General features: G+C 54.3%; 14 protein-coding genes and 1 other annotated feature. Of the genes, 7 read left to right on the forward strand and 7 right to left on the reverse strand.

Features of this window, described 5'->3' with window-relative positions; all coding sequences use genetic code 11:
- Positions 1–8: 8 nt before the first annotated feature.
- The 3 genes from ACFVTB_RS18630 to argS all read left to right on the forward strand — a co-directional run bounded on the left by ACFVTB_RS18630 (position 9) and on the right by argS (position 3,390).
- Positions 9–515, forward strand: a complete 507-nt coding sequence (locus tag ACFVTB_RS18630; protein ID WP_387752307.1) for a DUF4178 domain-containing protein — start codon at positions 9–11, stop codon at positions 513–515.
- Positions 516–581: 66 nt separating this feature from the next.
- Entirely contained in the window at positions 582–1,331 is a 750-nt protein-coding gene (locus tag ACFVTB_RS18635; protein WP_387752310.1) for a DUF4247 domain-containing protein, read from the forward strand.
- 36 nt (positions 1,332–1,367) lie between these two features.
- Positions 1,368–1,605, forward strand: a binding site (T-box leader).
- Between the two features lie 63 nt (positions 1,606–1,668).
- On the forward strand, positions 1,669–3,390 hold the full coding sequence (gene argS / locus ACFVTB_RS18640) for an arginine--tRNA ligase (RefSeq protein WP_387752312.1): 1,722 nt from the start codon (positions 1,669–1,671) through the stop codon (positions 3,388–3,390).
- A gap of 45 nt (positions 3,391–3,435) precedes the next feature.
- On the opposite strand, the gene ACFVTB_RS18645 is transcribed toward argS, so the two are convergent.
- Positions 3,436–4,179, reverse strand: coding sequence for an SDR family NAD(P)-dependent oxidoreductase (locus ACFVTB_RS18645; RefSeq protein WP_387752315.1), 744 nt, complete (start codon positions 4,177–4,179; stop codon positions 3,436–3,438).
- A gap of 244 nt (positions 4,180–4,423) precedes the next feature.
- Positions 4,424–5,263, reverse strand: a complete 840-nt coding sequence (locus tag ACFVTB_RS18650) for a helix-turn-helix transcriptional regulator (protein ID WP_387752318.1) — start codon at positions 5,261–5,263, stop codon at positions 4,424–4,426.
- A 210-nt stretch (positions 5,264–5,473) separates the two neighbouring features.
- Here ACFVTB_RS18650 and fabF point away from each other — a divergent pair, with 210 nt between their 5' ends.
- Positions 5,474–6,724 carry a beta-ketoacyl-ACP synthase II gene (gene fabF, locus ACFVTB_RS18655; RefSeq protein ID WP_387752321.1) on the forward strand — a complete coding sequence of 417 codons (1,251 nt, stop codon included), beginning with the start codon at positions 5,474–5,476 and terminating at the stop codon, positions 6,722–6,724.
- 90 nt (positions 6,725–6,814) lie between these two features.
- On the opposite strand, the gene ACFVTB_RS18660 is transcribed toward fabF, so the two are convergent.
- Positions 6,815–7,093, reverse strand: coding sequence for a hypothetical protein (locus ACFVTB_RS18660; RefSeq protein ID WP_387752324.1), 279 nt, complete (start codon positions 7,091–7,093; stop codon positions 6,815–6,817).
- A gap of 210 nt (positions 7,094–7,303) precedes the next feature.
- Here ACFVTB_RS18660 and ACFVTB_RS18665 point away from each other — a divergent pair, with 210 nt between their 5' ends.
- Positions 7,304–8,320, forward strand: a complete 1,017-nt coding sequence (locus ACFVTB_RS18665) for an LLM class flavin-dependent oxidoreductase (protein WP_387752327.1) — start codon at positions 7,304–7,306, stop codon at positions 8,318–8,320.
- Between the two features lie 162 nt (positions 8,321–8,482).
- On the opposite strand, the gene ACFVTB_RS18670 is transcribed toward ACFVTB_RS18665, so the two are convergent.
- The 4 genes from ACFVTB_RS18670 to ACFVTB_RS18685 form a co-directional block, all read right to left on the reverse strand.
- Positions 8,483–8,683 (reverse strand): hypothetical protein, encoded by a 201-nt coding sequence (locus ACFVTB_RS18670; protein WP_387752329.1) that lies wholly within the window; start codon positions 8,681–8,683, stop codon positions 8,483–8,485.
- A gap of 168 nt (positions 8,684–8,851) precedes the next feature.
- Complete coding sequence (locus tag ACFVTB_RS18675) at positions 8,852–9,625, reverse strand: IclR family transcriptional regulator (RefSeq protein WP_387752332.1); 774 nt, start codon at positions 9,623–9,625, stop codon at positions 8,852–8,854.
- A 185-nt stretch (positions 9,626–9,810) separates the two neighbouring features.
- Positions 9,811–10,224, reverse strand: a complete 414-nt coding sequence (locus ACFVTB_RS18680) for a hypothetical protein (protein WP_387752334.1) — start codon at positions 10,222–10,224, stop codon at positions 9,811–9,813.
- 121 nt (positions 10,225–10,345) lie between these two features.
- Positions 10,346–12,289: a primary-amine oxidase gene (locus ACFVTB_RS18685; protein WP_387752337.1), complete on the reverse strand. Its 1,944-nt coding sequence runs from the start codon at positions 12,287–12,289 to the stop codon at positions 10,346–10,348.
- 359 nt (positions 12,290–12,648) lie between these two features.
- Here ACFVTB_RS18685 and ACFVTB_RS18690 point away from each other — a divergent pair, with 359 nt between their 5' ends.
- Complete coding sequence (locus tag ACFVTB_RS18690) at positions 12,649–14,010, forward strand: ammonium transporter (protein WP_387752561.1); 1,362 nt, start codon at positions 12,649–12,651, stop codon at positions 14,008–14,010.
- Positions 14,011–14,018: 8 nt separating this feature from the next.
- Entirely contained in the window at positions 14,019–14,357 is a 339-nt protein-coding gene (locus tag ACFVTB_RS18695) for a P-II family nitrogen regulator (protein ID WP_387752339.1), read from the forward strand.
- Positions 14,358–14,369 lie beyond the last annotated feature (12 nt).

A 14,369-nucleotide genomic window follows, 5' to 3' on the forward strand; every position in this document is an offset into this window, starting at 1 on the left:
GATGGCAGATGAGTCTATTCAAACGAATTAAAAATATCGTGTCCAAACCGGCCCCGGCTCCCGTAGAAAAAAGTATTTTGAGCTTAACCGCCGGCGACGTCTGCGAGGTGTCGCTCGTGACTTATCAAGTGACGGGCAGAACGCAAAATCGCAGCCGCAACGCTGTCGTTCTGACGCTCCAAGACGGAACCGATATCCGTTACTTGTCGATCGAAGAGCGCGAACGGACTGTTTACGCGCTTTACGAAGCAATTGACGGCAGGCTTGATACGTTCGACGAAGTGCCGACGACGCTTGAGCTGGACGACCGCGCCTATCATATGGAGGAGCATTTCTCCGGCCTCATCTCGGCAAATGGCAAAACGCCGTTCATGCAAGGCGGCGACCAGCATGTATGGCAGTATCAATCCGATGATATGAAGCTGCTGCGCGTCGAATGGCAAGACGGCCGATTTATGCTCTATACCGGAGAAAACGTGATTACCGCTGATGTACGCGTACTGCGCGGCGTGTAGTTTACGGCTGCCGACTAGAACAGCGGATCGGCGAACGCCTGCCGCAATTCGTAAGGAGGGCAAGGCATGACGAAGAAATGGTGGCTGCAAGGCATCAAAGTCATTCTGGTACTAAGCTTGATCGTTCCGCTGCTCGCCGCCTGCGCAGTGTCGGACACCGTCAAGGAGCAATATCCGCTGGAATCGGTGAACGGCTCCGGAAGCTCCACTTCCTACGTCTACCGGGCGGAAGGTCAAACCGTGCCGGAAGTCGCCTCCCAGCTTATCGCGAAGAAAAAACCGGAACAGCAGTCAGAGGAAAGCAAGGAGCGGATGTTCCTCGTCTACTCCGATGAAATTATACATGTGCAGCAAGCGCCGGACGATACGAACGATACGCTGATCGAGGTCGATTCGAAAGAATACGTCCGGCAAAATTACAACATGAGCTTCCTGGAAGGCTACCTGCTTGCCAGCCTGCTCGGCGATTTGTTCGATCACGGCAAGTATGGAGGCGGCGGCTACCGCGGTTATTCAACGAAAGACACGTACAAGCCTAAAGGAACCTACAAGGCCCCGACCGATCAGGATATGAAAAAAGCGCCGCCAATGACGGTCAACCGGACGGGCACGATCTTCAAACGCTCGAAGGATGCGGATTCCACCGCTGTCCGTCAAGGCCAAAGCGGCAATCCGTCCCCGTCCTCGGGAACGAAAGGAAAAGTCATTACAGGACAAAAGAAAAATGCCGGGAAACAGAGCCCTGTTTTCACCAAATCGAATAAAAAACCGCCGAAGATCCGCATGGGATCGGGAAAAATTTCAAGGCGAAGGTGATTGCTTTTTCTCTGTCTTTCCCTTATCATTGGAAAAATAATATCGAAGAACGGGAGAGTACTCCCCTATCTGCCATGATCAGCGAGCCGGGAAGGTGAAAGCCGGCGATGGCGTTGGAGACGAAGAGGACCCGGGAGATGGCTTGCCGAACGAATGATTTTTAGTAGGCCTGCCCGGTTCAGTACCGTTACGACGAAAAAGAAGCCCGCGCCGGTCAATCGGCCGTTTGCCGGGCAACAAGAGTGGCACCGCGGGAATCAAGCCCGTCTCTTCCAGGAGACGGGCTTTTTTGCGTTCTCTCGTGCCTCTACCTTACGAAAAGGCTGGTGTTCAGAACATGTTTAAATCAAAAATTGCGGCACAGCTATCGGCAATCATCCCGCTGAGTGAACTGGACGTTCAACGGCTGCTGGAGGTGCCCGCCAATCTTGCTCACGGCGATATCGCCTTTCCTTGCTTTACGCTTGCCAAAGTGCAAAGAAAAAGCCCCGCTCAACTGGCAGCCGAGCTTGCGCCGCTTGCGCAAAGCGAGTACTGGACAGCGACAGCCGCCGGCCCTTACTTGAATTTCGCCCTCCGCCGCACAGCTGCGGCGAAAATCGGCTTGTCCGGGCTGCAGGACGGCTTGCCCGAAGCTCCCAATCTCGGCGACGGCAAACGTGTCATCATCGACATGTCTTCGCCGAATATCGCAAAGCCGTTCGGAATCGGCCACCTGCGCTCGACGATGATCGGCAACGCCCTGTACCGGCTGCTCGCCAAAGTCGGATATGAAACAGTCAACGTCAATCATCTCGGCGACTGGGGAACACAGTTCGGCAAAATGATCGCCGCTTACTTGGAATGGGGCGACGACGCAACGATCGCGAACGACCCGATTAAAGGATATTTGGACTTGTACGTTCAATTTCATCGGGAAGCCGAGCAACGTCCAGAGCTCGAGACGGCCGCTAGAGCGTGGTTCGCCAAGCTGGAAGCAGGCGACGATGAAGCGCTGCGGCACTGGAACAAGTTTGCCGGCGACAGCAAAGCAGCGTTCCAGAAGCTGTATGACCGGCTTGGTGTTCATTTCGATCATGTACTAGGCGAAAGCTTCTACAACGACAAGATGGATGCCGTCGTACAAGAGCTGGACCGCCAGGGGCTGCTGGAGGAAAGCGAAGGGGCGATGGTCGTCCGGCTGGACGAGGAAGGCTTGCCGCCCGCTATTATCAAGAAATCGGACGGTACGTCGATCTATGCGACCCGCGATCTCGCCACCGCCATTTATCGCCATGAAGAAATGGGCGGCGATGAGCTGCTTTATGTCGTCGGAGCTGAGCAAAGCCTGCACTTCAGACAGCTGTTTCTCGTGCTGGAGAAGATGGGCTTGGAGTGGGCGGCCCGCTGCAAGCATATTCCATTCGGGCTGATGCGTCTGAACGGGACGAAAATGTCGACGCGCAAAGGGCAAGTGGTGTTTTTGGAGGATGTGCTGAACGAGGCTGTCGGCCATGCCCGGTTGAAGATTGAAGAGAAGAATCCAGCTCTTGCGGATAAGGAAGCAGTTGCTGAAGCGGTCGGCATCGGCGCTGTCGTGTTTAGCGATCTGCTGCATACGCGTACGCTTCCAGTCGACTTTCAGCTCGAGGAAATCGTCAGTTTTGACGGCGAAACCGGCCCCTATGTCCAATATGCTTACGCCCGGATTCAGCGGCTGCAGGCGAAAGCAGCGGATGAAGAAGGCCTCGCAGGAGCAGCGCCGGGAGATCGGTCGTTCGCCGCTCTTGCAGACGAAGCCTTCCAATATGCCGAGGACGATTCTGCGTGGCAGCTGATTACCGCCGTTCTCGATTATCCCGCCGTTCTCGCGGCATCCGCTGAGCGCTGCGAGCCTTCGGTCTTGGCCAAATATTTGGTCGATTTGGCGCAAACGTTCAACCGTTTCTATCATCGTCACCGCATCCTTGCAGATAATGCCGACGAACGCTCCTTCCGGCTGGCGCTTGCAAATGCGGCTGGCTCATGCCTGCGAGACGGCATGAGCCTGTTAGGCATCCAGACGCCGTCCGAAATTTAAGATGGGCGGACGATTTTATTACGGCGCTGCCTCGCTCGGCACGTTTTATTGGGCCGTATAACCGCCGTCGACGAGGATGCTTGTCCCGGTAACGAAGGAAGCATCCTCGCTCGCTAGAAACAGAACCGCTTTAGCAATCTCTTCTGGCCTGCCCAATCTGCCAATCGGATGCAAGCCAATCAGATGCTGTTTTACCGCGTCGCTCAGCTTGCTGAGCAGCGGCGTATCGATATAGCCAGGGCATACGGCGTTCACCCGAATGCCGTCCTTGGCATAATCGATGCCAAGCGTTTGCGTCAGCAGCTTAACGCCGCCTTTAGCCGCGGCATAAGCCGTTACGCTTCCTTTGCCGACATGGCTGTGGATCGAGCCGCAGTTGACGATAGCTCCACCCTCGCCCTGTTTCAGCATTTGTTCAATGACGTATTTATCGCTCAGAAATACGCCGGTCAAATTAATATCGACGGTCCGCTGCCACGCTTCAAGGCTCAATTCGTCGCCTTTGGCATCCTTCGCAATGCCGGCATTAGCAAAAAGAATGTCGACGCGGCCATATTTTTCAACCGTCTCCTCCACCATCTTTTTCACATCATCTTCACGCGTGACGTCGGTTTTCACAAAATGCGCCTCGAAGCCTTCCTTCTTCAATTGTTCGGCAACCTCTTGGCCTTGCTCGGCAAAATCGGCAATGACCGCCTTCGCTCCTTCGCGAACGAACAGCTTGACGGTTTCCAGCCCGATGCCGCTTGCGCCTCCCGTAACAATCGCCACTTTATGCTGCAGCTTCATTGCTTTTTCCTCCATCATCCATATTTATGACATGACAGATTATATCCAAACCGGCTCAAAAATAACCGAAGTTGATCGCGCGCTTCTCCCAGCGCGCATTATGGCACCGAAGGCGCCGTGCGTCAGGACGCAGCACGATGGCGGCGATTGCACACCTGATGCGCCGCCTCCGTTATGCTGCGAACGGACGAGAAGCTTTTGGTGCCGTAACGCACATGTAGGCATGTAGGGAAAAGCGCTCGCTTCACGGCCGCTGCATTAATCGCTCAAGCTTCGCCTCGGTCGACGAATCGGGGGCTGGCGTATAAATGCTGCAGCGCAAATCGCCGCTGCCCTGCACCGCAAGCGATGTCAGATGGAACAGCATTTTGCCTGCTTTGGAGTGACGAAATTCGATCAGCACCTCCGGCGCTGATTTGACCTCGCTTTGTTTCCAGAGCTTATCGAATTCGGGGCTCGCCTCCTTCATTTCGTCCAGAAAGCGCTCGTACCAGTCGTCTTCCACGTATTGGCCGTAATACGCGCGGAAGATCGCCAAGAAGCCGCTCGTAAAATGCTCCCAATTGACGGCAAGCCGTTTCAATTCCTTTCTCGTAAACAGCAGCCGGATCATGTTGCGCTGGGCTTGCGGAACCTGCTCGAAATCGAGAAAAACATGCGCGGCGGCCGCATTCCAGCCGACAATATCGTAATGTCTATCCGTTACAATAGTTGGACAGTATTGAAGCTCCTGCAAAATGCGCTGCAGAGACGGCGTCATCTCCGGCCTCGCCTCTTTCAGCGGCTCAGCAGGAACGCCCCCTTCCATCGCTAGCGCATACAAATATTTCCGCTCGTCGATGCTAAGGCGCAGCGCTGTAGCGATGCAGTCCAGCACAGAGCTGGAAACGCGGATATCCCTGCCCTGCTCCAGCCATGTGTACCAGGTCGTGCTGACGCCTGCCAGTTGAGCAACCTCCTCACGCCGAAGACCAGGCGTTCTCCTGCGGCCTCCTGCTGGGAGGCCCACATCCTCGGGGGCAAGCTTCTCCCTCTGCGTTTTCAGAAATAGCGACAATGCTTGAAGTCTCGCTTGATGGTTCATACCGGCTCGTGCCCCTCTCTTTTCTCTCGTATGCGATCAGCAGCCTGTCCTCGCTGATACAGACTGCCGTTCCGATTTATCCTGTTAGTCCTTATACCAGTATAAACTATAACTTGTAATAGGATAATATACATGACAATATATCGATTATCACCTATGTGCAAGGGTAGAAGTTGAAGATCATTTCGTTTATTTTAGGAGGGTTACCTGATGGAAAGAGTGGTTATTACAGGCATGGGGATCGTATCTCCGCTAGGCAATTCAGTAGAGCAGTTCTGGGATGGATTATCGAACGGAAAATCGGGGATTAAGGCTATCGATACATTCGATGTTGCTAGACATAAATCTAAAATCGCGGGGCTTGTCCAAAACTTTGACGCGGAAGCTTTGCTCGGGCGTAAAGAAGCCCGGCGGATGGACCGGTTTTGCCATTTCGCCGTCGCCGCTGCCGATCAGGCATGGGCCGATGCAGGGCTGAGCGACGCGAACGGCAATTCTTCGGTTTCGCCTGAGCGAATCGGTGTCTATATTGGATCGGGCACCGGCGGTATTCAGACGCTGGTGGACCAAGCAAATCTTCTGCAAGAGCGCGGGCCGGAACGAATAAGCCCAACGCTCGTTCCGATGATGATTACGAATATGGCCGCAGCCATGATCAGCATCAAATATGGAACGACAGGGCCGACAATGTCGCCTGTCACCGCCTGCTCAATTGGCAATACGGCAATCGGAGAAGCGGCCAGGCTGATCCGTACAGGCGGCGCCGACGTCGTCCTAGCGGGCGGCACGGAAGCCGCCGTTACCGATATCGCGCTGGCCAGCTTCGGCAACGCAACTGCATTATCGACGCGCAACGATGAGCCTGAACAGGCCAGCCGCCCGTTTGATGCGGATCGGGACGGGTTTGTTATGGCGGAGGGAGCAGGCATTCTGGTACTGGAGTCGCTTTCTCATGCCAAGAAGCGCGGCGCAGTCATTTACGCCGAGGTGCTGGGCTATGGCGCAAGCTCCGATGCCTACCATATGGTAGCGACTCACCCGGACGGCAACGGAGCTTATCTCGCAATGAAGCTGGCGCTGGCCGACGCCGGCGTCGATCCGTCCGAAGTCGACGTGATCAGCGCGCATGCGACGAGCACCGTCATCGGCGACCGTTCCGAAACGGCGGCTATAAAACGATTATTTGGCGACCATGCCTCACGTATTCCGGTTACCGCCAATAAATCGATGACCGGTCATATGCTTGGCGCTTCAAGCGCCGCCGAAGCGGTCGCTCTCGTCCAAATGCTCCGGCATAACTTGATTACGCCAACGATTAATTTGGTGACTGCTGATCCGGCATGCGATCTCGACTATGTGCCGGGCGCTTCCCGCGAAGCCGGACTTCGCGTCGGCTTGTCCAACTCGTTCGGCTTCGGAGGACACAACGCGGTCATCGTGCTCCGAACCTATGAGGAGTAACCTTTATTGTCTAAAATGAAACAAAGGGGCTGCCGTCTCGATCCTAAGTGGATCGGGACGGCAGCCCCTTTGCCATACGTCAAAGCGGAATTAGCTTCTCAACGATGCCGGAATCAAATCTTGTTCGAGAATTTGACGCTCGAATTGATCCGCATTTTTTTCGAAACAGCCGCAATAGTAGTCTTTCCGACATAGCGGGCAAGGCACGTTCAACATGCGCGTAACGCCAGTCAGCTTCCACTCGGGCGAATTGCTGTAGAACAATCTGGCTCTAGAGCCGTCGCCAAGCGTCATGATGTACTGGTACAAACCGGATTTGAGGTCTTTGTCGGCCAAGGTTACGCTCTTAATTTGAAGTTTCGAATTCAAGATCTTCACCCTTACTGTTCAAGATTCGCGATTGTGTAATAATAACCTTTATAGCGCGTCAAGTCAATATTTGAGCCGATTTTGCGCATGATGACAAGAGCTTTCTTCCTTATCGGACAAGCTTTTTCGATTCCGTTCCTGTATACTCATAAGTGTAACTAAAAAAATAACAGTTATTTCGCTGTTTTATTCCTTTGGAGGTGCTAATCGATGATCAAGCTGGGCATATTGGACCAGTCCCATATTGGGGAAGGCCAGCGGGCTTCGGACGCTCTTGCCGATACGACCAAATTGGCTCAGGAAGTCGAGAAACTCGGCTACGAGCGCTACTGGATTTCTGAGCATCACGCAAGCCGCATGCTCTCTTTCTCCACTCCCGAAATATTAATCGCTCACATTGCGGCCGCTACAAAACGAATTCGAGTCGGATCAGGAGGCGTCATGCTTCCTCACTACAGTTCCTATAAAGTAGCGGAAAATTTCAAGCTGCTTCAAGCGCTTCATCCCGGACGAATCGACGCCGGCTTCGGGCGGGCGCCAGGAGGCATGCCGATCGCGACTAGAGCGCTGCAGGAAAATAAATACGTCGATATTAGCAAATATCCACAGCAAATTATAGATTTCGTCGGATATTTGCACGGCAAGCTGCCGGACGGGCACCCCTTCGCGGGGCTTCACGCCGCGCCCGCTATTGAGGAGCCGCCGGAGGTTTGGCTGCTCGGCTCGAGCTTCGAGAGCGCCCGAATCGCGGCTCAGCTCGGAACGGCATTCTCGTTCGCGCAGTTTTTCGGAACGCCGGGCGGCGAAGCGGCTATGAAGCACTATCAAGAGCATTTCCAGCCTTCTATCTCGAACGATCGTCCGCGCTCGATGATCGCCGTCCTTGCGATTTGCGCGGATACCGAGGAGGAAGCGAACCAGCTTGCGCTCAGCACTGATCTGTTCTTCCTGCTGCTGGAAAGCGGCATTGATCAGCACTTCTTCCCTTCGGTCCGGACAGCGCAGGATTACCCTTATACGGAAACCGACTTAATGCGGATTAACCGAGCGAGAGAACGGCGTATCGTAGGCACGCCGGAACAGGTGAAAGCCGGTATCCTTCATCTGGCGTTGCAGTATAACGCCGACGAGGTGCTCGTTATGAGCTCGATCCATTCTTTTGAAGCCAGAGTCAAATCCTATAGATTGCTGGCCGAAGCATTCGGATTATCCGCTCCGTCGCTATAATAGCCCTGTGCAAGCTGAAGCCCTACTTGCATAGATAGAAAGATATATAAATAGATAGAGGGACAACAACAGCGGCTGCCGTATATGGTCAGCCGCTGTTGTCTCGTATAGGGACTTTGTGTAGACGATGCCTCCAATTATGCCTGCAAAGCTCTACTGCGGTTAGCGTACGGCCGCAACACTGCCTGCCATATATCGGCGGCATACCGCAACCGCTTCGCTTCGCAGCAGCTTCGCCAGGCAGGCTTCAGCGGTCGGACGGAGCAGCCGCTCGTCGCGATAGATACGGAGCAGCAGTTCTTTGGCTGCTTCATGGGCCAGTCCCTCCGATTGGAGCAGCCCATAGCAAAGCCGATAACTCATAATTTCAATCTCCCTTAACCGCTCCAGTCTGCCACTCCGTTCCATCCTTGCCACCGCCGCTTTCTTCGTCTTCGAGACCTGCTCCTCACTCCGCAAAATGCAGCGAGCAGACCCACTTACTAATAAGACGCCCGACGGACCCTAAACGTAACACTTTTTCCAAAAAAATTATTCGCGAACCTGATACAAATTGCGGTAGCCAAGCTCTTTGGAGATCAGAGCGGCGTACTTTTTCACGTAATAGCTGTATTTTTCGACGTTTTCCGGGGTAAACCGAATCGATGGGCCGGCGCAATTGAGCGAGCCGATGACCGTATTTTCGTAAGAAAAGATCGGCGCCCCAATACCGCTCGTTCCTTCTGTCGCCTCGCCGGACGTCATTGAGTAGCCTTGCTCGCGAATCAGCTCGATATCCTTCTCTATGTAGGATCGACTAAGCGGCTTGAGCGACGGGATCTTCTCCCATTCGACGTCGCTCAGCAGCGCGTCCCGCGTTCTTTTCGGCAAATAGGCCAACATGACCCGGTTAGATGCGCCGATAAACAGCGGCAGGCGCAGCCCGATCGGTTCGGATATTTTCAAAATTTGCGGGGAGTCGATGTTGTCGATATAGACGCCTTCCGTATTTTCACGCGTTGCTAAATAGACGGTCTCCTTCGTCACCCGGGACAGCTCTTCCATGAAAGGACGGGCGACCGAACGGAGCATCAGGCTATCCCACATCAGAAACCCGTACTTCATTACCGACAACCCTAATTTATATTTCTTGGTTCGGCTGTTCTGCGATACGAATCCGTGATCGGCGAGCGAGCCGAGGATACGGTGTACGCTTTGCACGGGCATTTCCAACTCTCTGCTAATTTCCGTCACGCTGACTTCCTTCTCGTTGCCCTGCGGAACCAGGTAATCCAAAATGGCTATCGCTTTTGTGATCACGGACATGGCGGCACCCCCGCAAACGAATCGGACTCATGTTAGATTTTATAACATAACTGACTTATGTCTATTATTAAACTATTCATTGCCTTTCCGCAATCCCTTTGCGGTGATTTTTTTCCATTATAGTGCGTGTTCAAAAAGTCCGGTTTTCAGCACCAAGCAGGTTGGATGAAGCTGGGTACAACCTCTTAAAGGGACAAAAAAGTATAGATTCCCATAGCTAGCGCCAACAGCGAAACGATGCTGCAAACGGCCGTATGCCATAGGCCGCCGGAGCCTCGTTTCGCTCCCCGTTTCACAATTGCCGCGTAAAGCTGGCGAACGGCGAAGTACATGCTTACCAGGTTGACTGCGTACAGCGCGAGAACATACGGACTTAGCTGCTGCGTCCCCCCAGCACCATGATGATGCCCATGTCCTTGCATATCCGCCTGAACGCCGGTCGCCGCCTCCATCAGCAGCGGCAGAGAAAGCCAGTGTAGCAAATGCAGAACGGTAACCCCGAGAAGCGATAACGCGGATAACAACGTATATTTGGACTGCACGCTGAGCGGCTTCCATCTGAGCTTGATCGGTATGACTCTCTCCTCCTTCATCGACATGCGGAAGTTTGTTAGCCCGAGCCTGCGCGGGCGCAGTATGCGCAGTAGGCGCAGTAAGCGCAGTAAGCGCAGTAAGCGCAGGAGCGGCGGCTATCGGCTTCGTATCGCAATCGGCCGCCGCTCAGCTTTGGCAGCCGTCTGCTTTCACTGAGCTGCTGCAATAGCTTTTCTTCGGCTGAGACGGCAGGTTAATCGCCGGGCTTTGATTGAAGAAACTAACCGGCTTCAGCATAAAGCCAATATAGGCGGCAGGCATAACCGGCCAGTCCTCGGGACGGGGCACATGCGTATGGCCCATCGTGTACCAGACAACGATGTCTTTATTTTTAACATCGCGGTCTTTCTCCGCCCAGGCGGATAAGCCGTCGCCTCCAATGTGCTGATTCGGATACTTGCCCGAGGCGTACATTTCATTCTCGTCGTAAGGCGTCACCCACAAATGATGCTTAATAAAACCGGCCCGTTTCAGCAGGCTGGAATTGTCCGAAGCGAATGGGAAACAGTTTTCGCCGGTTACGATTTTATAACCGACGGACTGGCCCAGCTCATTTTTCACATTATCGTTTACAAACTTCCAATATCTTGCCGTCTCCAGCTTTATATCCCGTCTGGCCTGCAACTCCGTCTCGAGCAACGTCGACTTCGCATAGAACGCATTCTCGCGCGGGTTATGCTCGCCCAGTTCCTCCGGCACGACATTGACCTCGTAGACTGAGTTTTGACTGCCGTCGATTTGCAGATCAAGCCGGACATTGAAAAAATGCTGATGATTCGGCGCATACAGTTCGGGTCCGACCAAATTGCCGTACTTCGGCGTTTCGCCGGGATGCAGTCCAGCCGTCGATAAAATGCCGGTGAGCTTAACTTCGAACTCGATGTTGCCGTCCTGATACAGATACCAGAAAAAACCGTATTCATAGTTCGCCACGGTGGAAATCGAGGATACGACCAGCCTGCGCGAACGTCTCACCTCGACCTCATTCGTCCGCCAATCCGTATGCTTCCATAAGATGCCGAAGTCTTCCTCATGCATGCAGATTGCGTTCTTGATGACGAACAGCTCGCCTTTGCTGTCGGTCATGACGCCGTCGAAATATTTGATGTACCCTACGCAGTCGCAGCCAAGCTCCAAGCTATTTGCCAACTGTCCAATTCCATATTCGCCGCTGTCGAAAGCGTTTTTCCGATTCTGAATTGGACCGGGGTCGCCGTAAGGCACGACCATTTCCGATAAGGCGGCCCGGTACAGCACTGGGCGCTCCCGCCCTTGATCGTTGTACGAAAGGGTATGAAGCGTCAGCCCTTCCCGTGAATTAAAACCGATCCGGAACTTCCAATCCTGCCAGCTTATCTCATGACCGTCGATCTCGAAGCTTGGCCCCTCCGGCTGCGTAATCTCCACCGGTTTGGCCGGGCTGCGGAGCGGTCCAACCCGGTCCGGCGTATAGTTGAACGCCTTCGATGGGATGCTTGCGTATTCGTATTGCTCTACGCGCAGCACCTCCATCCGGTTGAGGTCGACGATCGGCACAAGCGGCAGCGGGCGGGCATAGCCGTTATCCTTCTCATCGCTTCGCAGGAAGCAGAGCGGGCGGGCAAGCCTGACATTAGCGTCCTCTTCCGTTCCCCAATTGCCAGCCGACCACAGATCGACCATGACAAACTCCGGCGTATCGATACCGAGCTTCTCCAGCGCCTCCAGAAAGAGCGGGCTTCGCCTAACCGCGATCTCGCATTCGGCTTGCTCATCAAGCATGATCGTCGGCTGCACGCCGGGAACGTGAATCCAGGAAACGACTGTTTGGCCGCTCAGCGACACGACGGCTTCATAGGTAGCGTTATCGTCGTTGTTCAGAAGAACGACATGCGCCTCGCGCTCGAACGGCTGCGTGCCGTCGTAGGCCAGAACGATCTCCTTCGCCGGCTCCTTTAGAGCAACGCTGACGAAGCGATGAGCCGTAGTCCATTCCATTTGTTCTTTCACAATTTTCACGGCAGCCTTCATTTCCTCCCGCGACAAAGGCTCCAACGGATGATTGGCAAGCGTAACAGACAATTGAGTCATGCATGATCCCTCGCTTTTCATTTTTAATGTCAACTTATATGACAATGATATCTCATGAATGAAAGGTGCAGAAACTGATGTTTCCCGAATATCGGGATGAAAACACGAAACATATTTCGTTTCCCACCATTCGAGAAAATCTGTCTTTTTCAGCATTGTTAGCGGGCATGCTCAGGTTGGCCGGCGGTAAAATAAAAAGACTTTCTCAAATAATGAGATTCATCCGTTTGTCATCAGACTGTGTTGCGTGATAATTGCGTCAGAATACATAACACAATATTAGGGAGGGAACACCTATGCTGTCTCTGATCCAACGCTTTAAGAGACCACTCTTTATGACTTCGCTCATCGCCGCCGCGATGGCAGCGCTGCCGATGACGGCGTTCGCGGAAGGAGAAGTCGCGGCAGCTGTCGACACGGGCGACACCACCTGGATTATCGTCGCCACCGTGCTCGTTATGTTCATGTTCATGCCGGGACTCGCCTTGTTCTACGGCGGTCTGGTCAGCCACCGCAACATCCTGTCGACCGTCATGCACAGCTTAAGCGCATTCGTCATCGTCACGCTCGTCTGGGTGCTTTGGGGGTATAGCTTCGCTTTCGGGCCGGGAATCGGCGGCCTGTTCGGCGGTTTCGAACATGTCGGCTTCGCTGGAGTCGGTCCGGAGGCAAAAGAAGGGCTGACGATCCCTCATTTAATCTTTGCAATCTACCAGGGCATGTTCGCTGCTATTACAACAGCGCTCATCTCGGGAGCGGTCGCCGAGAGGATCCGCTTCTCCGTATGGGTCATTTTCTCTATCTTCTGGGTGTCGCTCGTCTATGCTCCGATGGCTTACTGGGCTTGGGGCGGCGGCTGGCTGTCGAAGCTGGGTGGTCTCGACTTCGCTGGCGGCACGGTCGTTCATATTTTGTCGGGAGTTAGTGCGCTCGTTGCCGCGCTTGTCGTGGGCAAGCGGCGTACTTATCCAAAGCAGCCTACGCCGCCGCATAACCTCGTGTTTTTTATGATCGGAGGCATGTGTCTCTGGTTCGGCTGGTTCGGCTTTAACGCAGGCAGCGCCCTGGCATCCGGCGGATTGGCCAGCGTCGCGGTCGCTACAACACAAGTCGCGGCAGCCGCGGGAGGCGTACTGTGGATGGCAATGGAATGGATTTTACGCAAAAAGGCGACTCTCGTCGGAGGCGTTACAGGCGTTATCGCTGGCCTCGTCGCCATTACGCCGGCTGCTGGTTTCGTCTCGACGCTGTCCGCCATTGCAATCGGCGCTATCGCCAGCGTCGTCTGCTATTGGGGCTTGAACGTGGTGAAGGCGAAGCTCCGTTACGACGACTCGCTCGACGTTTTCGGCATTCACGGCATCGGCGGCATTTGGGGCGCGATTGCAACCGGCATATTCTCCAGCACAAAAGTGAATCCCGCCGGAGTCGACGGGCTTCTCTACGGCAATCCGCAACAAGTGCTTATTCAGGCGGCCGATGTGCTCGTCGCCGTCGCATTAGCCGCCGTCGGCACCTTCGTTATTTTGAAAGTAATTGGTCTATTCACCCCTCTGCGAGTAACGGAAGAACAGGAAACAAGCGGTCTCGACCTGAGCCTGCACGGCGAGAACGCCTACAACACGTTCCCGGCGTTAAGCACCGAAGCGCCTAAGCCGATCGCTCCGTCCCCCGCCGCACAAGGTGCACTTCAATCGATCCCGGAAATGAAAGGTGTGTAGAAGCAGCCATGAAAATGCTAACGATCATTATTCGTCCAGAGAAGCTGAGCAGTGTAACGGCCGCTCTGCACGCGATCGGCATAAAAGGGATGACGATCAGCGACGTGCGCGGCCAAGGCATCCAGAAGGGCGTCAGCACTGTGTACCGGGGCGTCGAGTACCATACCGATTTCATTATTAAAAACAAGATCGAGATCGTCATCAGCGACGAGCTCTATGAGGAAACGCTCGCGGCGGTGAAAGAAGCGGCGCGAACCGGCAGCGTCGGCGACGGCAAAATATTCGTAACCGACATCGCCGACGCGATCCGCATCCGAACAGGGGAGCATGGCAGAGCAGCTTTGTAGATTCAGCAGACG

It is taken from the genome of Paenibacillus sp. NPDC058071 (assembly GCF_042885235.1).
Classification (GTDB): Bacteria; Bacillota; Bacilli; order Paenibacillales; family Paenibacillaceae; genus Pristimantibacillus.

What these genes read in the sequence shown, in the direction of transcription:
- ACFVTB_RS18630 (WP_387752307.1), top strand. Translation starts at nt 9, where the DNA reads ATGAGTCTATTCAAACGAATTAAAAATATCGTGTCCAAACCGGCCCCG.
- ACFVTB_RS18635 (WP_387752310.1), top strand. Translation starts at nt 582, where the DNA reads ATGACGAAGAAATGGTGGCTGCAAGGCATCAAAGTCATTCTGGTACTA.
- argS (WP_387752312.1), top strand. Translation starts at nt 1,669, where the DNA reads ATGTTTAAATCAAAAATTGCGGCACAGCTATCGGCAATCATCCCGCTG.
- ACFVTB_RS18645 (WP_387752315.1), bottom strand. Translation starts at nt 4,179, where the DNA reads ATGAAGCTGCAGCATAAAGTGGCGATTGTTACGGGAGGCGCAAGCGGC.
- ACFVTB_RS18650 (WP_387752318.1), bottom strand. Translation starts at nt 5,263, where the DNA reads ATGAACCATCAAGCGAGACTTCAAGCATTGTCGCTATTTCTGAAAACG.
- fabF (WP_387752321.1), top strand. Translation starts at nt 5,474, where the DNA reads ATGGAAAGAGTGGTTATTACAGGCATGGGGATCGTATCTCCGCTAGGC.
- ACFVTB_RS18665 (WP_387752327.1), top strand. Translation starts at nt 7,304, where the DNA reads ATGATCAAGCTGGGCATATTGGACCAGTCCCATATTGGGGAAGGCCAG.
- ACFVTB_RS18670 (WP_387752329.1), bottom strand. Translation starts at nt 8,683, where the DNA reads ATGAGTTATCGGCTTTGCTATGGGCTGCTCCAATCGGAGGGACTGGCC.
- ACFVTB_RS18675 (WP_387752332.1), bottom strand. Translation starts at nt 9,625, where the DNA reads ATGTCCGTGATCACAAAAGCGATAGCCATTTTGGATTACCTGGTTCCG.
- ACFVTB_RS18680 (WP_387752334.1), bottom strand. Translation starts at nt 10,224, where the DNA reads ATGTCGATGAAGGAGGAGAGAGTCATACCGATCAAGCTCAGATGGAAG.
- ACFVTB_RS18685 (WP_387752337.1), bottom strand. Translation starts at nt 12,289, where the DNA reads ATGACTCAATTGTCTGTTACGCTTGCCAATCATCCGTTGGAGCCTTTG.
- ACFVTB_RS18690 (WP_387752561.1), top strand. Translation starts at nt 12,649, where the DNA reads ATGGCAGCGCTGCCGATGACGGCGTTCGCGGAAGGAGAAGTCGCGGCA.
- ACFVTB_RS18695 (WP_387752339.1), top strand. Translation starts at nt 14,019, where the DNA reads ATGAAAATGCTAACGATCATTATTCGTCCAGAGAAGCTGAGCAGTGTA.